Annotated in this window: 10 protein-coding genes and 7 pseudogenes; 6 read left to right on the forward strand and 11 right to left on the reverse strand. The window is 69.4% G+C overall.

Annotated features, from left to right (window positions below; all coding sequences use genetic code 11):
* Positions 1–8: 8 nt before the first annotated feature.
* Positions 9–2,291, reverse strand: coding sequence for a transketolase-like TK C-terminal-containing protein (locus tag ACZ6TD_RS47700; protein ID WP_471348486.1), 2,283 nt, complete (start codon positions 2,289–2,291; stop codon positions 9–11).
* Between the two features lie 207 nt (positions 2,292–2,498).
* Here ACZ6TD_RS47700 and ACZ6TD_RS47705 point away from each other — a divergent pair, with 207 nt between their 5' ends.
* The 5 genes and pseudogenes from ACZ6TD_RS47705 (at position 2,499) to ACZ6TD_RS47725 (ending at position 7,381) form a co-directional block, all read left to right on the forward strand.
* Positions 2,499–3,017 carry an Lrp/AsnC family transcriptional regulator gene (locus ACZ6TD_RS47705; RefSeq protein WP_471348488.1) on the forward strand — a complete coding sequence of 173 codons (519 nt, stop codon included), beginning with the start codon at positions 2,499–2,501 and terminating at the stop codon, positions 3,015–3,017.
* 433 nt (positions 3,018–3,450) lie between these two features.
* A complete protein-coding gene (locus ACZ6TD_RS47710; RefSeq protein WP_471358694.1) occupies positions 3,451–4,197 on the forward strand; it encodes an IclR family transcriptional regulator in 747 nt (248 codons plus the stop codon).
* A gap of 289 nt (positions 4,198–4,486) precedes the next feature.
* Positions 4,487–4,666: pseudogene (locus ACZ6TD_RS47715) on the forward strand (IS5/IS1182 family transposase); the annotation flags it as partial.
* 924 nt (positions 4,667–5,590) lie between these two features.
* Positions 5,591–7,021 carry an amidase gene (locus ACZ6TD_RS47720; protein WP_471348489.1) on the forward strand — a complete coding sequence of 477 codons (1,431 nt, stop codon included), beginning with the start codon at positions 5,591–5,593 and terminating at the stop codon, positions 7,019–7,021.
* 99 nt (positions 7,022–7,120) lie between these two features.
* A complete protein-coding gene (locus ACZ6TD_RS47725; RefSeq protein WP_471348491.1) occupies positions 7,121–7,381 on the forward strand; it encodes a hypothetical protein in 261 nt (86 codons plus the stop codon).
* A 417-nt stretch (positions 7,382–7,798) separates the two neighbouring features.
* Here ACZ6TD_RS47725 and ACZ6TD_RS47730 read toward each other — a convergent pair.
* The 5 genes and pseudogenes from ACZ6TD_RS47730 to ACZ6TD_RS47750 all read right to left on the reverse strand — a co-directional run.
* Positions 7,799–8,530, reverse strand: a pseudogene (locus ACZ6TD_RS47730) (biotin/lipoyl-containing protein); the annotation flags it as partial.
* A gap of 33 nt (positions 8,531–8,563) precedes the next feature.
* A complete protein-coding gene (locus tag ACZ6TD_RS47735) occupies positions 8,564–8,764 on the reverse strand; it encodes an acyl-CoA carboxylase subunit epsilon (protein ID WP_471358696.1) in 201 nt (66 codons plus the stop codon).
* Between the two features lie 20 nt (positions 8,765–8,784).
* Positions 8,785–10,421: pseudogene (locus tag ACZ6TD_RS47740) on the reverse strand (acyl-CoA carboxylase subunit beta).
* A gap of 284 nt (positions 10,422–10,705) precedes the next feature.
* Positions 10,706–10,864: a methylmalonyl-CoA mutase family protein gene (locus ACZ6TD_RS47745; RefSeq protein WP_471358699.1), complete on the reverse strand. Its 159-nt coding sequence runs from the start codon at positions 10,862–10,864 to the stop codon at positions 10,706–10,708.
* Positions 10,856–11,710, reverse strand: a pseudogene (locus tag ACZ6TD_RS47750) (methylmalonyl-CoA mutase family protein); the annotation flags it as partial. The gene ACZ6TD_RS47745 and the pseudogene ACZ6TD_RS47750, both read right to left, overlap by 9 nt.
* A 73-nt stretch (positions 11,711–11,783) precedes the next feature.
* Between ACZ6TD_RS47750 and ACZ6TD_RS47755 the strand changes: the two are divergent.
* Positions 11,784–12,464, forward strand: a complete 681-nt coding sequence (locus ACZ6TD_RS47755) for a TetR/AcrR family transcriptional regulator (protein WP_471358702.1) — start codon at positions 11,784–11,786, stop codon at positions 12,462–12,464.
* Positions 12,465–12,466: 2 nt separating this feature from the next.
* On the opposite strand, the pseudogene ACZ6TD_RS47760 reads toward ACZ6TD_RS47755, so the two are convergent.
* The 5 genes and pseudogenes from ACZ6TD_RS47760 to ACZ6TD_RS47780 all read right to left on the reverse strand — a co-directional run.
* Positions 12,467–12,756, reverse strand: a pseudogene (locus tag ACZ6TD_RS47760) (Fe-S oxidoreductase); the annotation flags it as partial.
* Between the two features lie 57 nt (positions 12,757–12,813).
* Positions 12,814–13,530, reverse strand: a pseudogene (locus ACZ6TD_RS47765) (electron transfer flavoprotein subunit alpha/FixB family protein); the annotation flags it as partial.
* Positions 13,531–13,541: 11 nt separating this feature from the next.
* Positions 13,542–13,871 (reverse strand): annotated as a pseudogene (locus ACZ6TD_RS47770) (electron transfer flavoprotein subunit beta/FixA family protein); the annotation flags it as partial.
* An 88-nt stretch (positions 13,872–13,959) separates the two neighbouring features.
* Entirely contained in the window at positions 13,960–15,126 is a 1,167-nt protein-coding gene (locus ACZ6TD_RS47775; RefSeq protein WP_471348493.1) for an acyl-CoA dehydrogenase family protein, read from the reverse strand.
* A 36-nt stretch (positions 15,127–15,162) separates the two neighbouring features.
* On the reverse strand, positions 15,163–16,347 hold the full coding sequence (locus tag ACZ6TD_RS47780) for a CaiB/BaiF CoA transferase family protein (RefSeq protein WP_471348494.1): 1,185 nt from the start codon (positions 16,345–16,347) through the stop codon (positions 15,163–15,165).
* Position 16,348 lies beyond the last annotated feature (1 nt).

The raw sequence follows: 16,348 nt of genomic DNA on the forward strand, positions 1-16,348 counted from the left end.
CTCTCCTTTCAGCCGATGAGGTCCAGCCCGGCGGCGACGATGCTGTCGGTATCGATGCCGTGGTAGCGGTAGGCGTCCTGGAGGTCGCCGGACTGACCGAAGCCACTCACGCCGAGCGTGGCGACGGGCACGTTGTTGACCGTGGCGAGGAAGGCCAGCGTGTGCGGGTGGCCGTCGAGCACGGTGAGCAGGGGAGTGGCCCGCTCGGCCGGGAAGATCTGGTCCAGGATCCAGTCCGGGGCATCCGCCAGCCCACGGCGGGCCTGCAGTGCGCGGAAGAGCAGGTCCGGGCTGGTCACGCACACGACGTCGGCCCCGTACCCGAGTGCGGCCAGCCGGTCGGCGGCGGCCAGGGCCTGGGGAACCATGGCGCCCATCGCGGCCAGTGTCACCGCCGGCTGATCGTGCTGCCGCAGCCGGTAGCCACCTGCGGTCACCTGCCGGCGGCGGCGCTCGCGGGCGGCAGGGTCGCTCGGCACCGCCGCCAGGGACTGGTCGACGGGACGGGTGGACAGCCGCAGGTACGCCGAGCTCCCCTCCGGCCGGCCGAGGTTGCCGAGCGCGGCCAGCAGGCACCACTCGGTATCGATCGCGAACGCGGGCTCGTACGACACACACCCCGGCTGTTCGACGCCGAGAGAGGGCGTGGTGATCGACTGGTGTGCGCCGCCCTCCGGAGCGAGAGTGACGCCGGCTGGCGTGCCGACCAGGATCGACTGGCCGCCGGCGTAGATACCGAAGGACCACGGCTCCAGGGCCCGGTTGACGAAGGGGTCGTAGACCACGCCGATCGGCAGCAGCGGCTGGCCCCAGCGGCTCCAGGTGGCACCCAGCTCGCCGAGCAGGCCGACCAGGTTCGTCTCGGCAATACCCAATTCCATGTGCTGGCCGGTCGGCTTCTCCCGCCAGTGCAGGATCGTCTCCGCGTCGTCGGCGAACCAGTTGGTGCGTTCAGCGGGCGACCACACGCCCACCTTGTTGAGCCAGCCGCCCAGGTTGGTGGTGGAGCTGACGTCCGGGCTGACGGTGACGATCCGGCCCGCCGCTTGCGGTGCCTGACGGGTGAGGTCCAGCAGCACCCGCCCCAGGGCCTGCTGCGTGGTGCCGGTGCCGCTGGGTGCCGGGCGGCCAAGGTCGGGCGGGACCGTGGGCGGCGCCTGCGGCTCCCGCAGGGGACGGCGCAGTCGCCGGGCGGCGGCCGCGCACAGGTCCGCTTCCGCCGAGCCCTCGGTGAAAGGTGTCCATGGGCGGTCCAGGTCCGTCCCGAGGCGGTCGGCCAGTGCCCGCATCTGATCGCCGGTCAGCAGCGAGGAGTGGTTCTGCGGGTGGCCCTCTGTGGGCAGCCTGTGGCCTTTGACCGTGTACGCGAAAATGACGGTCGGGCGGGTGTCGTCGACGGCGTCGTACGCCTCACACAGCGTGCCGAGGTCATGGCCGCCCAGGTTGCGCAGTGCCGCCAGCAGCGTGGCATCGTCCAGTTCCGCGATGAGCCCGGCGATGGGGGCGGCGGTGGAGCCGGTGCCGGGCAGACGTTCGCGCAGCTGATCGGCGGAGCAGCGCAGCAACCGTTGGTACTCGGGGTTGCCCATGGCGTCGATACGGGCGCGCAAGGCCTCCCCGCCGGGACGGGTGAACAACTCCCGCAGCAGGTGCCCGTACTTGAGGGTGATGACCTGCCAGCCGGCCGCGGCAAACGTGGCCTGCAGCCTTTCCGCGGCGATTCCGGGCACGACCCGGTCCAGTGACTGCCGATTCAGATCGACGACCCACACCACCTCGCCCAGATCCGGCACCGCCGGGTCCTGGACCGCCTCCCAGATCGCGCCCTCGTCCAGCTCCGCGTCACCGAGCAGAGAATACTGCCGCCCGGTGCCGGCGCCGCCGAAGTGGCCCTCCACGTAGCGCCGTGCGAGGGCGCCCCACAGGGGTGCGGTGGCGCCGATGCCGACCGAACCGGTGGAGTAGTCGACCGGGTCGGGGTCCTTGGATCGGCTGGGGTAGCTCTGCAGGCCGCCGAAGGCGCGCAGGGTGGTCAGGTAGGACTCGTCCAGCTCGCCCAGCAGGTAGTTGATGGCGTGCAGCACGGGCGAGGCGTGGGGCTTGACCGACACCCGGTCCTCGGAGGTCAGGGCGTGGAACCACAGCGCCGTCATGATCGAGGACATCGAGGCGCTGGACGCCTGGTGACCGCCGACCTTCAGCCCCGAGGGGTTCGGCCGCACCCGGTTGGCATGGTCGATGATCGCCGTGGAGAGCCACAGCACCCGCCGCTCGACCGCCTCCAGCGTCACGGGTTGTTCCTGCTGGACAGCCCCCCTGTCCTGAGCGTCAACGGATGCCACCTTCGGAACCACTACAGACCACCTCCGCATCCCGGACCAAGCGTCCTTGCCGTGATTTTATGATCCGCAAGTAGACAGATAAGTCCCTGACTGCACAAGACACTCCTCTATGATTAAGCATTCTGCTCAATTTCAAGGAGAACGAGAGGACGCCGATTGAACACCGTGAACAGCAAGCGGGCCCTGGATGCCACCGACGCCCGGATCCTGCTCGCCTTGGTAACCGAGCCACGCGCCACCGTCGTCGCCCTGGCCGAGCGTCTGGGGCTGTCCCGCAACACCGTTCAGGCACGGCTGGCCAGGATGGAGCGCAGCGGCGCGCTCGGTTCCTTCGAACGCCGCATCACCCCGGATGCGCTCGGCTACCCACTCACCGCATTCGTCACCGCACGGGTCAACCAACACCGGCTGGCAGAGGTCTCCCAGGCGCTGACAGGCATCGCCGAGGTTGTGGAGGTCTTCGGTCTCAGCGGCGAGACCGACCTGCTCGTGCGGGTCGTCGCAGCCGACGCCGAGGACCTGTACCGGATCGCGGGACAGATCCTCGCCATCCCCGACGTCGAACGCACCACCACGGCCCTGGCCATGCGCGAACTGGTGCCCCACCGCCTCACCCCACTGCTGCGCCGTGCTGCCATGGACGGCAGCCGGCAACAGGAGGATGAAACGCCCTGACAGGCGGGTCAGCCGGTCGGTGCGGGTGGCACTCCACCGCGGGAAGCCCGCCGCCTGAGCAGGTGCGGGGCGTCGGGTGCCTCCTCCCCGGCGGCCAGGCCACCTCCTGGATCAGCGAGGAGGCCAGCGCACGCCGTGTGATGGCCGGGGGCCACACCGCCCCGGCCCCGTCGCGGACAGCACCACCGCGGAGGTGAGCCGGCGCCGGTTGGTGCGGCTCCTCCCGGTTGAACCGGCGCACGAACCGCTCATGCAGAGCGTCCAGCTCACCCGCCCACGATCTGGCATCAGCAATGTCCCCGCCCACAACCACACCCCGAAACGACGTCCGATCACCCCCTGGGGGTGTTAACCTGGCAGTGCCATGCGCATAGATCACTCCGCCGACGGCCCGGCCGCCCGGGGAAACACCAACAGCAGTCCCCGCTCTTCGATGAATAGTGTGCTGAGCACCCTTCGCGTCTTTGAAGAAGTTGCCGTGCGCCAGCCGATCGGCGTGTCGGAACTGTCGCGGGCGATGCGCATCCCGAAGAGTTCTGCCCAGCGATGCCTGGTGACGCTTCAGCAGGCCGGCTGGTTGAGGATCGTCGATCCGGAGCGCGTGCGGTGGGGGGTGACCACGAAGGCCCTCGTGCTCGGGTTGCGCAGCGCCGGTGAGCGTGATCTACGGGAACTGGCGGGGCCGGTCATCAAGCGCCTTGCCGCCGAGACCGGCGAGACCGTCTTCCTCGGCCTGCGCGACGGCGATGAGTATCTCCTCATCGCACGGGAGGACAGCACACAACTCGTCCGCGTGTTCCTGGAGGTCGGTACGCGTGTGCCGCTTCGCGCCAGCTCGGCCGGTTGCGCGATCATGGCGCGTATGGAACCGAGCGAGGTGGACGAACTCTTGAAGCCCGGGCTGGAGGAGTTCGCAGACTCGCCGGTATTGACTTCCGAGGAACTCCGCAAGGAGATCGCCCGGACGGTCAAGCGGGGATATGCGTTGGACGTATCCTCGTGGTACCGCCCACACGTCTCCTCCGTCGGAGCGGCAGTCACGAACGCGGCTGGAAGGCCCATCGCGGCGGTCACGCTGGCGATTCCGCAGATGCGTTATGTCCGCTCGCAGGAGAAGACGTTCGCGCGAATGGTCGTCGCGGCTGCGGACGAGATCAGCAAGTTGGTCTCGTCGGCCTGACCGGCACGTCGGCCGTACTCGTCCCCTGCGTGCCCACGACGTCGACGATGGGCTTGGCCGTGGCCTCGGACGACTTCGCGGGGGAGTGGTGGGTGCCCAGGCCGACGGGCACGAGGTCGAGGCGGACCGTCGAAGGCAACGATGCGCGTAACGGGCTCCGGTGGCAGCCGCCCGACGTCGACGACCACCGCCCCCCCCATGGAGCAGGAAGCCCGTAAGGGCGTCGCAGTCCTTGCGGTGGCACCCCTGTCCGTGGACGACACGAACCCACCGCGGCCGGCACTTCACGCCCGGGCGGCTGGACGCCGACATGGCCTATGACGTCCCCGAGCCGCGGAAGTGGTTGCGTGGCGCATGCGTCGGCGTCCGTATCGCCCGCAAGGGCATCGAGTCCAGCGAACGGCTGGGCCGCCGCCGCTGGGTGATCGAGCGCACCATCTCCTGGCTGGCCGGCTACCGCCGGCTGCCCGGTGCGAACGCGATCCCCGCAACTACGTGGCCTTTCTCGGCCTCGCCATAGCCATCTGCTGCCGCACGCGGCTTCTCAAACCCACCACGGGAGACGGTCCTGGTGCGGAGGCGCCGTGGCCACGGCACCTCACGAGCTGGCGGAGGACATCGCGGGCGAGCTGCACCGACCCGGTGAACGAGAGCGGCGCGTGGGGCGCCCTTGTAGCGGGTCGAGTTCGGCGGTGACCACGACGCCGGAAGGGATTTCGGCCACTACCAGACCGACACCGAACTCGGCTGGCAGCGCCCCTGCTGGACACCCTGGACGGCATTGAGACGCTGCGGCCGACCTGGCCGCTTCCTTCGACCGGTGGGAGGCGCCCATCAGGTCGGGACTGGCCCGTATGCAGGCACGTGGCGAGCTGAGCGAGAGCGCCGACGTCGCCCGCACTGGCTACCGCCCTGCTGGCCGCCATCCAAAGCGGCATGCTGCTCTCGCAGATCCGTCGATCGAGCACCGCATACCGCCAGGCCGTGTCGTGATCGACCGCATCGAGAGCTACGTCCGGTCCCTGCGTCGCCTGTTGACCGGACTCGCCGCGATCGTCCGCGACGATGCGCCGCGCCGGACGCGACGCGGGCGCAGGGAAGAGTCCGTGCGGCCCGGCGGTCATACCTTCCGGGCGGGCCGGTCCGGTGTCGCCGTCGGCCGAGCGGTCGAGATGACCGGGTGCCGGCCGGGACAGAACCCCGGCGGCCTGTGCTGCCGCATGGGCGGGATGACGATGCGGTTCCGTGGCTCGACCTCCCGGATGCGGACCGGCGAGACGACTCTTGACATGCCGATGAGCCCGTCTCTAGTTTGTGCCGTGTCATGGTACGATGTACCGCATTCTGGAACGCTGCCCAGAGGGTGAAAGCCTCGCCTTCCGGAACGGCGACGATGGGGGTGTTCGTGACTTCTTCAGCTGGCGCGACCGTCGGCACGTACGACCCGGTCGCGTTCGGCGGACTGCGGTTCCACACGGCAGTGGAGCAGTTCCGCAGCGGCGCTGACACGCCGCGCGATTACCTGGAGCGTTGCCTTTCGAGGATCGCTGAACTCGAGCCGACCGTGCGAGCCTGGGTCGTGCTCGAGGCGTCGGGTGCGCGAGAGCAGGCTGACGCCAGCACTCGTCGCTACCGTCGGGGGGAGCCGCTCTCGCCCATCGACGGTATGCCCATCGGTATCAAGGACGTGCTCGAAACGAAGGACATGCCCACCGAGTACGGCTGCGCCGCGTACGCGGGTAACTTCCCGAAGCGGGACAACGCCGCGGTGTGGGCGCTGCGGCAGGCGGGCGCCGTCCTGGTCGGGAAAACCGTCACCACGGAACTGGCGGGCCCGGAACCCGGCCCGACGACGAACCCGTTCAACCCGGAACACACGCCGGGTGGGTCGTCGTCCGGATCGTCAGCGGCTGTCGGGGCGTCAATGGTGCCCGCGGCGATCTCCACACAGTCCGGCGGGTCGCTCATGCGGCCTGCGAGCTTTTGCGGAAACTGGGGTCTGAAGCCGTCACGCGGGGCCATCAATCGTGGTGAACGGCAGACCGCGAGCACGACGGCCCACGGCGTGGTGGCGGCGTGTCCTGAGGACATGTGGCAGGTGGCCATTGAGATCGCCCGTCGCGCGGGCGGCGACCCGGGTTGGCCGGCGTTGCGCGGGCCCTCCACACCGCCACCGGCCCGAAAGCCCCTCACCCTCGCCGTCATGGAGACCGAGGGCTGGGACCGTCTGGACGAGCGGAGCCGCGAAGCGTTTGACCGGGTGATCCGACAGATCGAGGCCTGCGGCGTGACGGTGCTGCGGCGAGGCGACGAACCACTGATCGAGCGATTCGAGCGGGCACTGGTCGGTGCCACCGAGTTGACCAGTCTGATCCTCGCACGCGAGCATCTGTGGGTCTTCCGCGACCTGGTGGAGGCGTACCCGGACCGCATCAGCGTGCGGAGCAAGCGCTTCTTCATCGAAGCCGCGGAGCGGCTGGGGGCGGTGGGCTACGAGCGGGCATTGCAGGACCGCGAAGTCGTGCAGGCGGCTTTTGCGCGGCTGGGCAGCGTCGTGGACGCCGTCGTCGCGCCGACATCCACCGGCTCGGCGCCGAAATGGCTTGGCGATGTCGCCGGAGAGCCGCCAGCGCGGTGGCCGACGGGAGACCCGGTGTTCAATACCCCGAGCTCACTCTTGGGCACCCCGGCCGTGAACATTCCGTTCATGGCGGTCGGCGGGCTGCCCTTCGGCTTTCAGGTGATGGGGCAGCCGGGCACTGATGCCCGCATGGTCGCTATCGCACGCTGGTTGGGTGAGGCCATTGCGCCGGTCATGGCCTGACGCGGGCAAACCCGCAGTCCCGGAACGTGGAGGGCCCGCCGTGTCACGCTGATGCGCGTCGTCGACGTAGCGGTCGCTCGTCGCGCCGCCAGACTGCCGGTGATCGACTTGCCGGCTGGACGGCTCTCCGCCCGCGCCGGCGGCCGTCCGCACGGCCGCGAACCGGCGCCTGACGGCGACCGCATCGGCTCCGTCAACATCCCCGGTGCTCCGAAGCGGCGCGGTCGCGGCCGTCGCACTCCAACGCCTCGCGGGCGCCGAGGAATCGCCGGAGCTGTCGCCTTCCTCGCCTCCCAGGCCGCCGACCACGTCAACGGCACCACCCTCAGCGCCATGGGCGGCATGCCCGCCCTCTGCTGATACCGACGCCACACCCTTCCTCTCATAAACGGGGGCGTTTGTGAGAGGAAGGTCGGCAACGGCCCGGGACGTCGTCCTGTGACTCGGGGCCACCAGCAGGGTGTGGGCGCTCCCGCGTACATACCGTGCGGGATCGCAGGCACCACGAACCCGCTCACGAGGAAGACGCCCTTGGACGACGCTGCAAGCCGGGGACGATTGGGCACAGCGACGCGGTGCTACATGGCTTCCACGGCTGCTGGACCGAGGCCGGCGCGGTCCGCTGGTGGACCGAGTGTCCCTGGCGCGGTCCGGTCGGCGTCGGCCGCACGCGCCCCCACAGCCCTACCGCTTCGAGGGGCGGCCGCGCCGCAACCCCGAGGTCCCCGGCGCCGCCCGCGGCGGATGTCGCTGCCGCATTGTGCGGCTGGATCGCCGTCAGCCCTTGATCTCGCAGATGGCGGCGCCGGAGGTGAGTGAAGCGCCGACGTCGGCGGACAGGCTCTTGATGATCCCGGACTTGTGGGCGTTCAGGGGCTGTTCCATCTTCATGGCCTCCAGGACGACGCACAGGTCGCCCTCCTTGACCTCCTGGCCCTCGGCGACGGCGACCTTCACGATGGTGCCCTGCATCGGGGAGGCGAGGGTGTCACCCGAGGCGGCGAGGCCGGACTTGCCGGCCGTGCGCCGCTTCGGCCTGGTGCCCGCTGTGAGGCCGGTGCGGGCCGGGGACACGCCCAGGGAAGCCGGGAGGGAGACCTCCAGGCGCTTGCCGCCGACCTCGACCACGACCGTCTCACGGCCCGGCTCTCCCTCGGCCTCCACATCGGCGGGTGCCGTGAACGGCTTGATGTCGTTGACGAACTCCGTCTCGATCCACCGCGTGTGCACCGCGAACGGGCCGTCCTGCCCGTGCACCTCCGGCGCGAATGCCAGGTCGCCGACCACCTTGCGGTGGAAGGGGACCGCGGTGGCCATGCCGTCGATGCGGAACTCCTCCAGTGCCCGGGCGGCCCGTTCCAAAGCCTCCTTGCGGGTGGCGCCGGTGATGATCAGCTTGGCCAGCAGCGAGTCCCACGCTGGGCCGATGACGCTGCCGGATTCCACGCCCGCGTCCAGGCGCACACCCGGGCCCGACGGCGGCGCGAACCTCGTCACCGAGCCGGGGGCGCAGGAGCGGCAGTCTGGGACACACCGTGCGGTTCAGCGGGGCCAGTACGTGCTGCGCCACGCCGCCGGCCCCGGCTGCGGCAGGGCACGGCGCGGGATGGGGCGCGCCGTGCCCGCCCACGCGTTCAGCTCCTGCGGGGCCGAGGGGCGAAGGCGGCCGGCCCGGGCCTGGATCACCGCCAGTGCGGGGGCCAGTTCCTCGGGTGTGGGGTTGCCTCGGACGACCGTGACGATCAGCGAACGGCTCCCTTCCGTCACAGGGGGATGGTGCCGTGCTTCTTCGGCGGCAGCGCCGCGCGCTTGGTCCGCAGATGACGCGAGCCCCGGACGATCTGGCGGCGGGTGTCGGACGGCATGATGACGGCGTCGATGTAGCCGCGCTCGGCCGCGATGTAGGGGGTGAGGAGGGCGTCCTCGTATTCCTGGATCAGCCGGGCCCGGGTCGCCTCCGGTGCGTCGGCCTCGCCGATCGTGCGGCGGTGCAGGATGTTGACCGCGCCCTGGGCGCCCATGACGGCGATCTGGGCGGTCGGCGAGGCGAGGTTGAGGTCCGCACCCAGGTGCTTGGAGCCCATGACGTCGTAGGCCCCTCCGAATGCCTTCCGCGTGATCACCGTGATCAGCGGGACGGTCGCCTCGGCGTACGCGTAGATCAGCTTGGCGCCGCGCCGGATGATGCCGGTGTGCTCTTGGTCGACGCCCGGGAGGAAGCCGGGCACGTCGACGAAGGTGACGACGGGGATGTGGAAGGCGTCGCACGTCCGCACGAAGCGGCCGGCCTTCTCGCTGGCGTCGATGTCGAGGCAGCCGGCGGACCGCATCGGCTGGTTGACGACGATGCCCAGCGGGCGGCCCTCCACCCGGCCGAAACCCGTGAGGATGTTCGGCGCGAACAGCGCCTGCGTCTCGAAGAACTCGCTGTCGTCCAGGACGTGCTCGATGACCGTGTGCATATCGTACGGCTGGTTGGCGCTGGCCGGCACGATCATGTCCAGCTCGCGGTCCTCCTCGGCGACGGACAGGTCCGCCTCCTCCAGGAAGACCGGGGGTTCGCTGAGGTTGTTCGACGGCAGGTACGACAGCAGTTGCTTGACGTACTCGATGGCGTCCTTCTCGTCCCCGGCCATGTGGTGTGCCACGCCGGAGGCGGTGTTGTGGGTGGGGGCGCCGCCCAGCTCCTCGGAGCCGACGTCCTCACCGGTGACCGTCCTGATGACGTCCGGACCGGTGATGAACATGTGCGACGTCTGATCGGCCATGATCGTGAAGTCGGTGAGGGCGGGGGAGTAGACCGCACCACCGGCGCACGGCCCGACGACGAGGCTGATCTGCGGGATCACACCGGAGGCGTGGGTGTTGCGCCGGAAGATCTCCCCGTATGCGTCCAGCGAGGCGACACCCTCCTGGATGCGGGCGCCCCCGGAGTCGTTGATCCCGATGACGGGACATCGGTCTTCAGGGCGAAGTCCATCACCTTGACGATCTTCTGGCCGTAGACCTCGCCCAGCGCACCGCCGAAGACGGTGAAGTCCTGGGAGAACACGGCCACGGGCCGCCCGTCCACGGTGCCGTACCCGGTCACGACGCCGTCCCCGTACGGCCGGGTCTTCTCGAGCCCGAAGTGGGCCGACCGGTGCCGGGCGAACTCGTCCAGCTCCACGAACGACCCCTCGTCCAACAGCAGTTCGATGCGCTCGCGAGCTGTCAGCTTGCCCTTGGCATGCTGCTTCGCCACCGCGCGCTCCGAGCCGGCGTGCGTCGCCTCCTGGACGCGGCGCTGCAGATCCGCGAGCCTGCCTGCGGATTTGCGGACGTCGATGCCGGCCGGCTGTGCGGGTTCGGTGCTCACTGTTCGGCTCCCTTCCGGGTGTTGCGGCCGGTGACGTGCCACGAGGCGGGCAAGAGCCCGGCCGCGGGTACGGCTGCGGAGGAGTTCCGGAGCGGCAACGGGTCGGCGGCCGGCACCGGCGAACGGGGAACGAGGGCGGTCGGCTGGTCATCCGGGGACGTCGGACCGAAGCCTGGGCGGACCATCACCTCGTTGTGTGTCAGTGTCTTCGGCAGGAACGAACCGGTCGGCGACGGCGGACGGCGTGACAGATGCTAGGCAGGGGTCATGGGAAGGCTCCAGGGACATGTGCGATGGCCTCCCAGAGGGAGGCCGGCTCAAGTGGGTCAGAAGGTGTCGTGCGGGACGTGCACGCCCCACACGTCCCGCAGCGCGTGTGAGACCTCCCCGACCGTGGCGCGAACGCGCAGGGCCTCGCGCATCGCGGGCAGCACGTTGCCGGTGCCCTGGGCGGCAGCTCGCAGGGCATCGAGGGCTCGCCGCACGGCGTCATTACGGAACTTCGCGATCTCCTCCAGCAGCGTGGTACGGGCGACGAAGAAGAACGACAGGCGCGGCGCGAAGTCGTCGACATCCAGGCCCGCGGTGATCGCGGTGCGCACGTACTCCTTGGCATTGGCCAGGGTGAAGGCGATCTCTTGTACGGGGCTCGCCCCGGCCTCGGCCATGTGGTAGCCGGAGATGGAGATCGTGTTCCAGCGCGGCAGTTCCTTGTGGCAGTAGGCGAAGATGTTGCTGATCAAGCGCAGAGACTGCTTCGGCGGAAAGACATAGGTACCGCGGGCGATGTACTCCTTGAGCACGTCGTTTTGGACCGTGCCGGTCAACTGGCCGCCGCGGATGCCTCGCTCGGCCGCGACCAGCTGGTACAGCAGGAGCAGCACCGACGCGGGGGCGTTGATCGTCATCGACGTCGACACCTTGTCCAGAGGCAGGCCCTGGAACAGCGTGCGCATGTCCTCGATCGAGTCGATCGCCACGCCGACCTTGCCGACCTCGCCCTGTGCGACCGGCTCGTCGGAGTCGTAGCCCATCTGCGTCGGCAGGTCGAACGCCACACTCAGGCCGCCCGTGCTGGCGTTCACCAGTTCGTGGTAGCGCTCATTCGACTCCTTCGCCGTGCCGAAGCCGGCGTACTGCCGCATCGTCCACGGTCGGCCGGTGTACATCGTCGGGTACACGCCGCGTGTGAACGGGAACCGCCCTGGGGCGCCCAGCTTGGCGTCCGCGTCGAAATCCGTCAGCGCCCAGCTGTCGTAAACCGGCTGGATGGGCAGGTCGGATTCGCTGTGTGCCACGGGATCCACGCCGGACCTCCTCTCGGTACTCATGTCTTTTTGGCGGTACTTAGTAACGTCGACGGCAAGTGGTCACCGGGTACGGATACGGGGAAAGACGAGCGGTCTGAGCAAGCCACCTGCGCGGCCCCGACTCGCGGACGCCGCCTTCGCGCTTTTCGACGAGCGCGGATACGAGCAGACCGCCGTCGAAGACATCGCCGAACGGGCCGGAGTGGGACGCACCACCTTCTTCCGGCACTACCGATCGAAAGAAGAGGTCATCTTCCCCGACCATGACCAGCTGCTCACGCTGATCAGGGACCGGCTGGCGACCTCCAGCCACAGCACCGCCCTGGTCGCGGTGTCCGACGCGGTCCGCCTGGTGCTGCTGCACTACGTCGACGAAGGCGACCTCGCCAGGCGGCGGTACGCGCTCACCAGCAAGGTGGCCGCCCTCCGCGACCGGGGGATCGCCAGCGTCGCCCGCTACCAGCGACTGTTCCGGGAGTTCATCTCGGACTGGATGGGCGACCCGACAACGTCGGCGTCGCTGAGAGCCGAGCTCATGGCCGCAGCGGTGGTAGCCGGCCACAACCACGTACTGCGCCGATGGCTCCGGGGCGAGACCGCCGACCCCGTCGCAGAAGTGGACGAGGCCATGCGCGAGGTGCTGGCCCTCTTCCCGGCACCCGGTTCCCGCCCGGAGACTGGCGGCACCACCGTCGTCGCCTTCCGAACCGGCCAGGACCTCGACGCCCTGCTCCCCTCGCTGCGACGCCTCATCGACAGCAGTGGAGAGCAGTGAAGGGGGGAGAAGGGCTTGCCGGTGTTCCAGGCCGGCCACTGAGGCTGGCAGCGGCCGCACTCGGTGCAGGTAGAGAAGTCGAGGACGCCCTTCCAGGAGAAGCCCTCGACCTGCGAGACGCCGGAGCGCACCTCTTCGGCGCTGTCCTCGTCCAGCGCGGCCTCGAAGTCGATCTCCTGGCCGCCGCTCGTCATAGGCTTCAGCCCGCCCGGGGCCGTGGCACTGTCGGCGTTCGCCTGAACCAGATGTTCGGGAAGGCCGGGAAACGGTGCCAGGCCACACCGATGTTCGTTCACCAGCGCCGTCAGGCTGAGCCCCTGGAAGGCCGCCACGAGCAAATATCGCGCGGTCAGCCCTTGCGGGCGATGACCTCTTCCGTGAGCTGGGGGAGGACCTGGAAGAGGTCGCCGATGACTCCGTAGTCGACGAGGTCGAAGACCGGGGCTTCGGCGTCCTTGTTGATCGCGACGATGGTATTCGAGGTCTGCATGCCGGCGCGGTGCTGGATCGCACCCGAGATGGCGGCCGCCACATACAGCTGGGGAGAGACGGTCTTGCCGGTCTGGCCGACCTGGTGGGTGTGCGGGTACCAGCCGGCGTCCACCGCGGCGCGGGAGGCGCCGACCGCCGCGCCGAGGGAGTCGGCGAGGGCCTCGATGAGGGGGAAGTTCTCCGCGCCGCCCAGGCCGCGGCCGCCGGAGACCACGATCGCGGCCTCGGTCAGCTCCGGACGCCCCGACGACTCACGAGGAGTGCGGGAGATGACCTTGGTGCCGGTCGCTGCCTCGCTGAAGGAGACGGACAGCTCCTCCACGGTGCCCGCCGCGGAAGCGGGCTCGGGAGCGGCGGAGTTGGGCTTGACGGTGATGACTGGAGTGCCCTTGGTGATGCGGGACTTGGTGGTGTAGGCGGCGGCGAGGACCGACTGGGTGGCCACCGGGCCCGCCTCGCCGGCCTCCAGGTCGACGGCGTCGGTGATCAGACCCGACCTGACACGCACCGCCAGGCGAGCGGCGATCTCCTTGCCCTCCGCCGAGGAGGGCACCAGTACCGCGGCCGGCGAGACGGTGGCATAGAGCCGGTCTTCTCGATCGCCTTCGCCAGCAGCGCCGAGGTACCCAGGGCATCGGTGCCGTGGAGATCCTCATCCTCCACGTGGACACCCCTGTCGGCGCCCATCGACAGGGCCTTGCGCACCGCGTCCTTGGCGTCCTCGGGGCCGACGGTCAGCACAGTGACCTCCGCGTCGTCGGCGTTCTCACCGATCTGCAGCGCCTGCTCGACGGCGTACTCATCCAGCTCCGAGAGCAGACCGTCCACCGACTCACGGTCGGTCGTCAAGTCCTCGGCGAACTGCCGGTCACCAGCAGCATCCGGCACGTACTTCACACAGACAACGATTTTCATGAGGGCGTCTTCTGTTCCTTACGACAGCCTTCGTCCGGGGCGTTCCCTTGTCTGAAGGGCCCCGCTGCATGCCGGACGGGCGCAGTTGTCACCCGTCGAGCCCGCCGCGCTTGACGAGCTGGGCCGCGATCACGTTCCGCTGGATTTCGTTGGTGCCCTCGCCGACGATCATCAACGGGGCGTCGCGGAAGTAGCGCTCGACGTCGAACTCCGTCGAGTAGCCATATCCGCCGTGAATACGGACGGCGTTGAGGGCGATCTCCATCGCCGTCTCGGAGGCGAACAGCTTCGCCATGCCCGCCTCCATGTCGACGCGCCGCCCGGCATCGGCCTCTCGTGCCGCGTGGAGGGTGAGCTGGCGGGCGGCGGCCAGCGAGGTCGCCATGTCGGCGAGGTAGTGGCCAATGGCCTGGTGCTGCCAGATCGGCTTGCCGAAGGACTCGCGTTCCTGGGCGTAGGCGAGCGAGTCCTCCAGGGCTGCGCGGCCGACACCGAGGGCGCGGGAGGCGACCTGGAGCCGACCGGTCTCCAGGCCCTTCATCATCTGTGCGAAGCCCTTGCCCTCGGTACCGCCGAGCACGGCGTCGGACGCGGCACGATAGCCGTCGAAGGACAGCTCGCAGCTCTCCACGCCCTTGTAGCCGAGCTTGGGCAGGTCCCGGGAGACGGTCAGGCCCGGCCCGTGCTCTACCAGGAGGATGGAGATGCCCCGGTGGGCGGGGGTGGCCTCCGGGTCGGTCTTGCACAGCAGCGCGATCAACTGGGAGCGGCGGGAGTTGGTGATCCAGGTCTTGGATCCGTTGACCAGATACCCCTCATCGTCCTTGCGGGCGGTGGTGCGCATCGCCTGCAGGTCCGAGCCGCCGCCGGGTTCGGTGAGCGCCATGGTCGCCCGGATGTCGCCCGTGGCCATCTTCGGCAGGTAGCGCCGCTTCTGCTCCTCGGTGCCGAAGTGCAGCAGCAGCTTGGCGACCACGGTGTGGCCGCCCATCGCCCCGGCCAGGCTCATCCAGCCGCGCGCCAGTTCCTCGGTGACCATCACGTAACAGGGCGTGGAGACGGCATTGCCGTCGTACTCCTCCGGGATGGCGAGCCCGTAGATGCCGAGCTGCTTCATCTGCTCGATCAGGGCCTCGGGATAGGTGTTGGAGTGTTCCAGCTCCTGGACGACGGGCTTCACCTCCTTGTTGACGAAGTCGTGCACGGTCCGCACGACGAACTGCTCGTCGTCGGAGAGGACGTCCAGGGTGCTCACGATGTGCTCCTCCTCGTTCGATGTCGCGGTAGGCCGTCAGATGGCGCCATCGGCGTGCAGGCCCTCGATCTGGGCCGCGGTGAGTCCAAGTTCGGTCAGGATCCGCTCGGTGTGCTCCCCGGCAGCGGGCACGGGGGCCATGCGCGGGCTCACTCCGGCCAGGTCGGCCGGCGGCTGTAGGGCCTGCACCACGGCGCCCGGAACGCCCACCTCGTGCCAGCGGCCCCGCTCTGCGAGCACCGGGTGGTCGACGAATTCCCGCACGTCGTTGACCCCCGCGTTGGCGATGCCCGCACCGTCCAGCAGCTTCATCACCGCACCGCTGTCGGACCTGCGGAACCGCTCGATGACGATCTCATTGAGTTCCTCGCGGTGGGCCGCACGTGCCGACCCGGTGCTGAACCGCGGGTCCTCCGTCAGCTCCGGCCGCTCAAGGAACTGCTCGCACAGGGCAGCCCATTCGCGCTCGTTCTGAATGGAGAAGAGCACCTGCTTGTCGTCGGCTGCGGTGTAGGCGCCGTAGGGGGCGATGGTGGCGTGCTGGGTGCCCACACGTGCCGGCGGGGCGCCGCCGTACCGGGTGTAGTAGGCAGGCTGGCTCATCCACTCCGCGAGTGCCTCGAAGAGCGAGACCTCCACGGCACGTGCCACCCCCGTCATCGCCCGGGTGTAAAGGGCGGCGAGGATGCCGGAGTAGGCGTACATGCCGGCGGAGATGTCCGCGATCGACACTCCGACCCGGGCCGTCTCCTCCGGTGTTCCCGTCAGTGAGACCAGACCGGTCTGGCACTGCACCAGCAGGTCGTAGGCCTTGCGGTCCGCCCAGGGGCCGCTGGTGCCGTAACCGGAGACGGTGCACGGGATCAGTGACGTGTGGCGCTTCGTGAGGGACGCGTTGTCCAGCCCCAGCCGGGCCGCTGCGCCGGGGGCGAGGTTCTGCACGAACACGTCCGCCCCGGCCAGCAGATCCTCCAGCAGCTCTCGGCCGCGCGGGTTCTTCAGGTCCAGCGTCACCGACTCCTTGGAGCGGTTGAGCCAGACGAAGTAGCTGGAGTGGCCGTGTACCGAGGTGTCGTACCGGCGGGCGAAGTCCCCTCCTCCGGGTCGCTCCACCTTGATGACCCGAGCACCGAGATCCGCGAGCTGGCGGGTGGCGAACGGTGCCGCCACCGCCTGCTCGACGCTTACGACGGTGACGCCGGATAGCGGGAGTGCGGTCATG

The organism is Streptomyces yongxingensis, from assembly GCF_055597465.1.

Coding starts and splice junctions, on each gene's coding strand:
- ACZ6TD_RS47710 (WP_471358694.1), top strand. CDS start 3,451: ATGAATAGTGTGCTGAGCACCCTTCGCGTCTTTGAAGAAGTTGCCGTG.
- ACZ6TD_RS47720 (WP_471348489.1), top strand. CDS start 5,591: ATGGGGGTGTTCGTGACTTCTTCAGCTGGCGCGACCGTCGGCACGTAC.
- ACZ6TD_RS47780 (WP_471348494.1), bottom strand. CDS start 16,347: ATGACCGCACTCCCGCTATCCGGCGTCACCGTCGTAAGCGTCGAGCAG.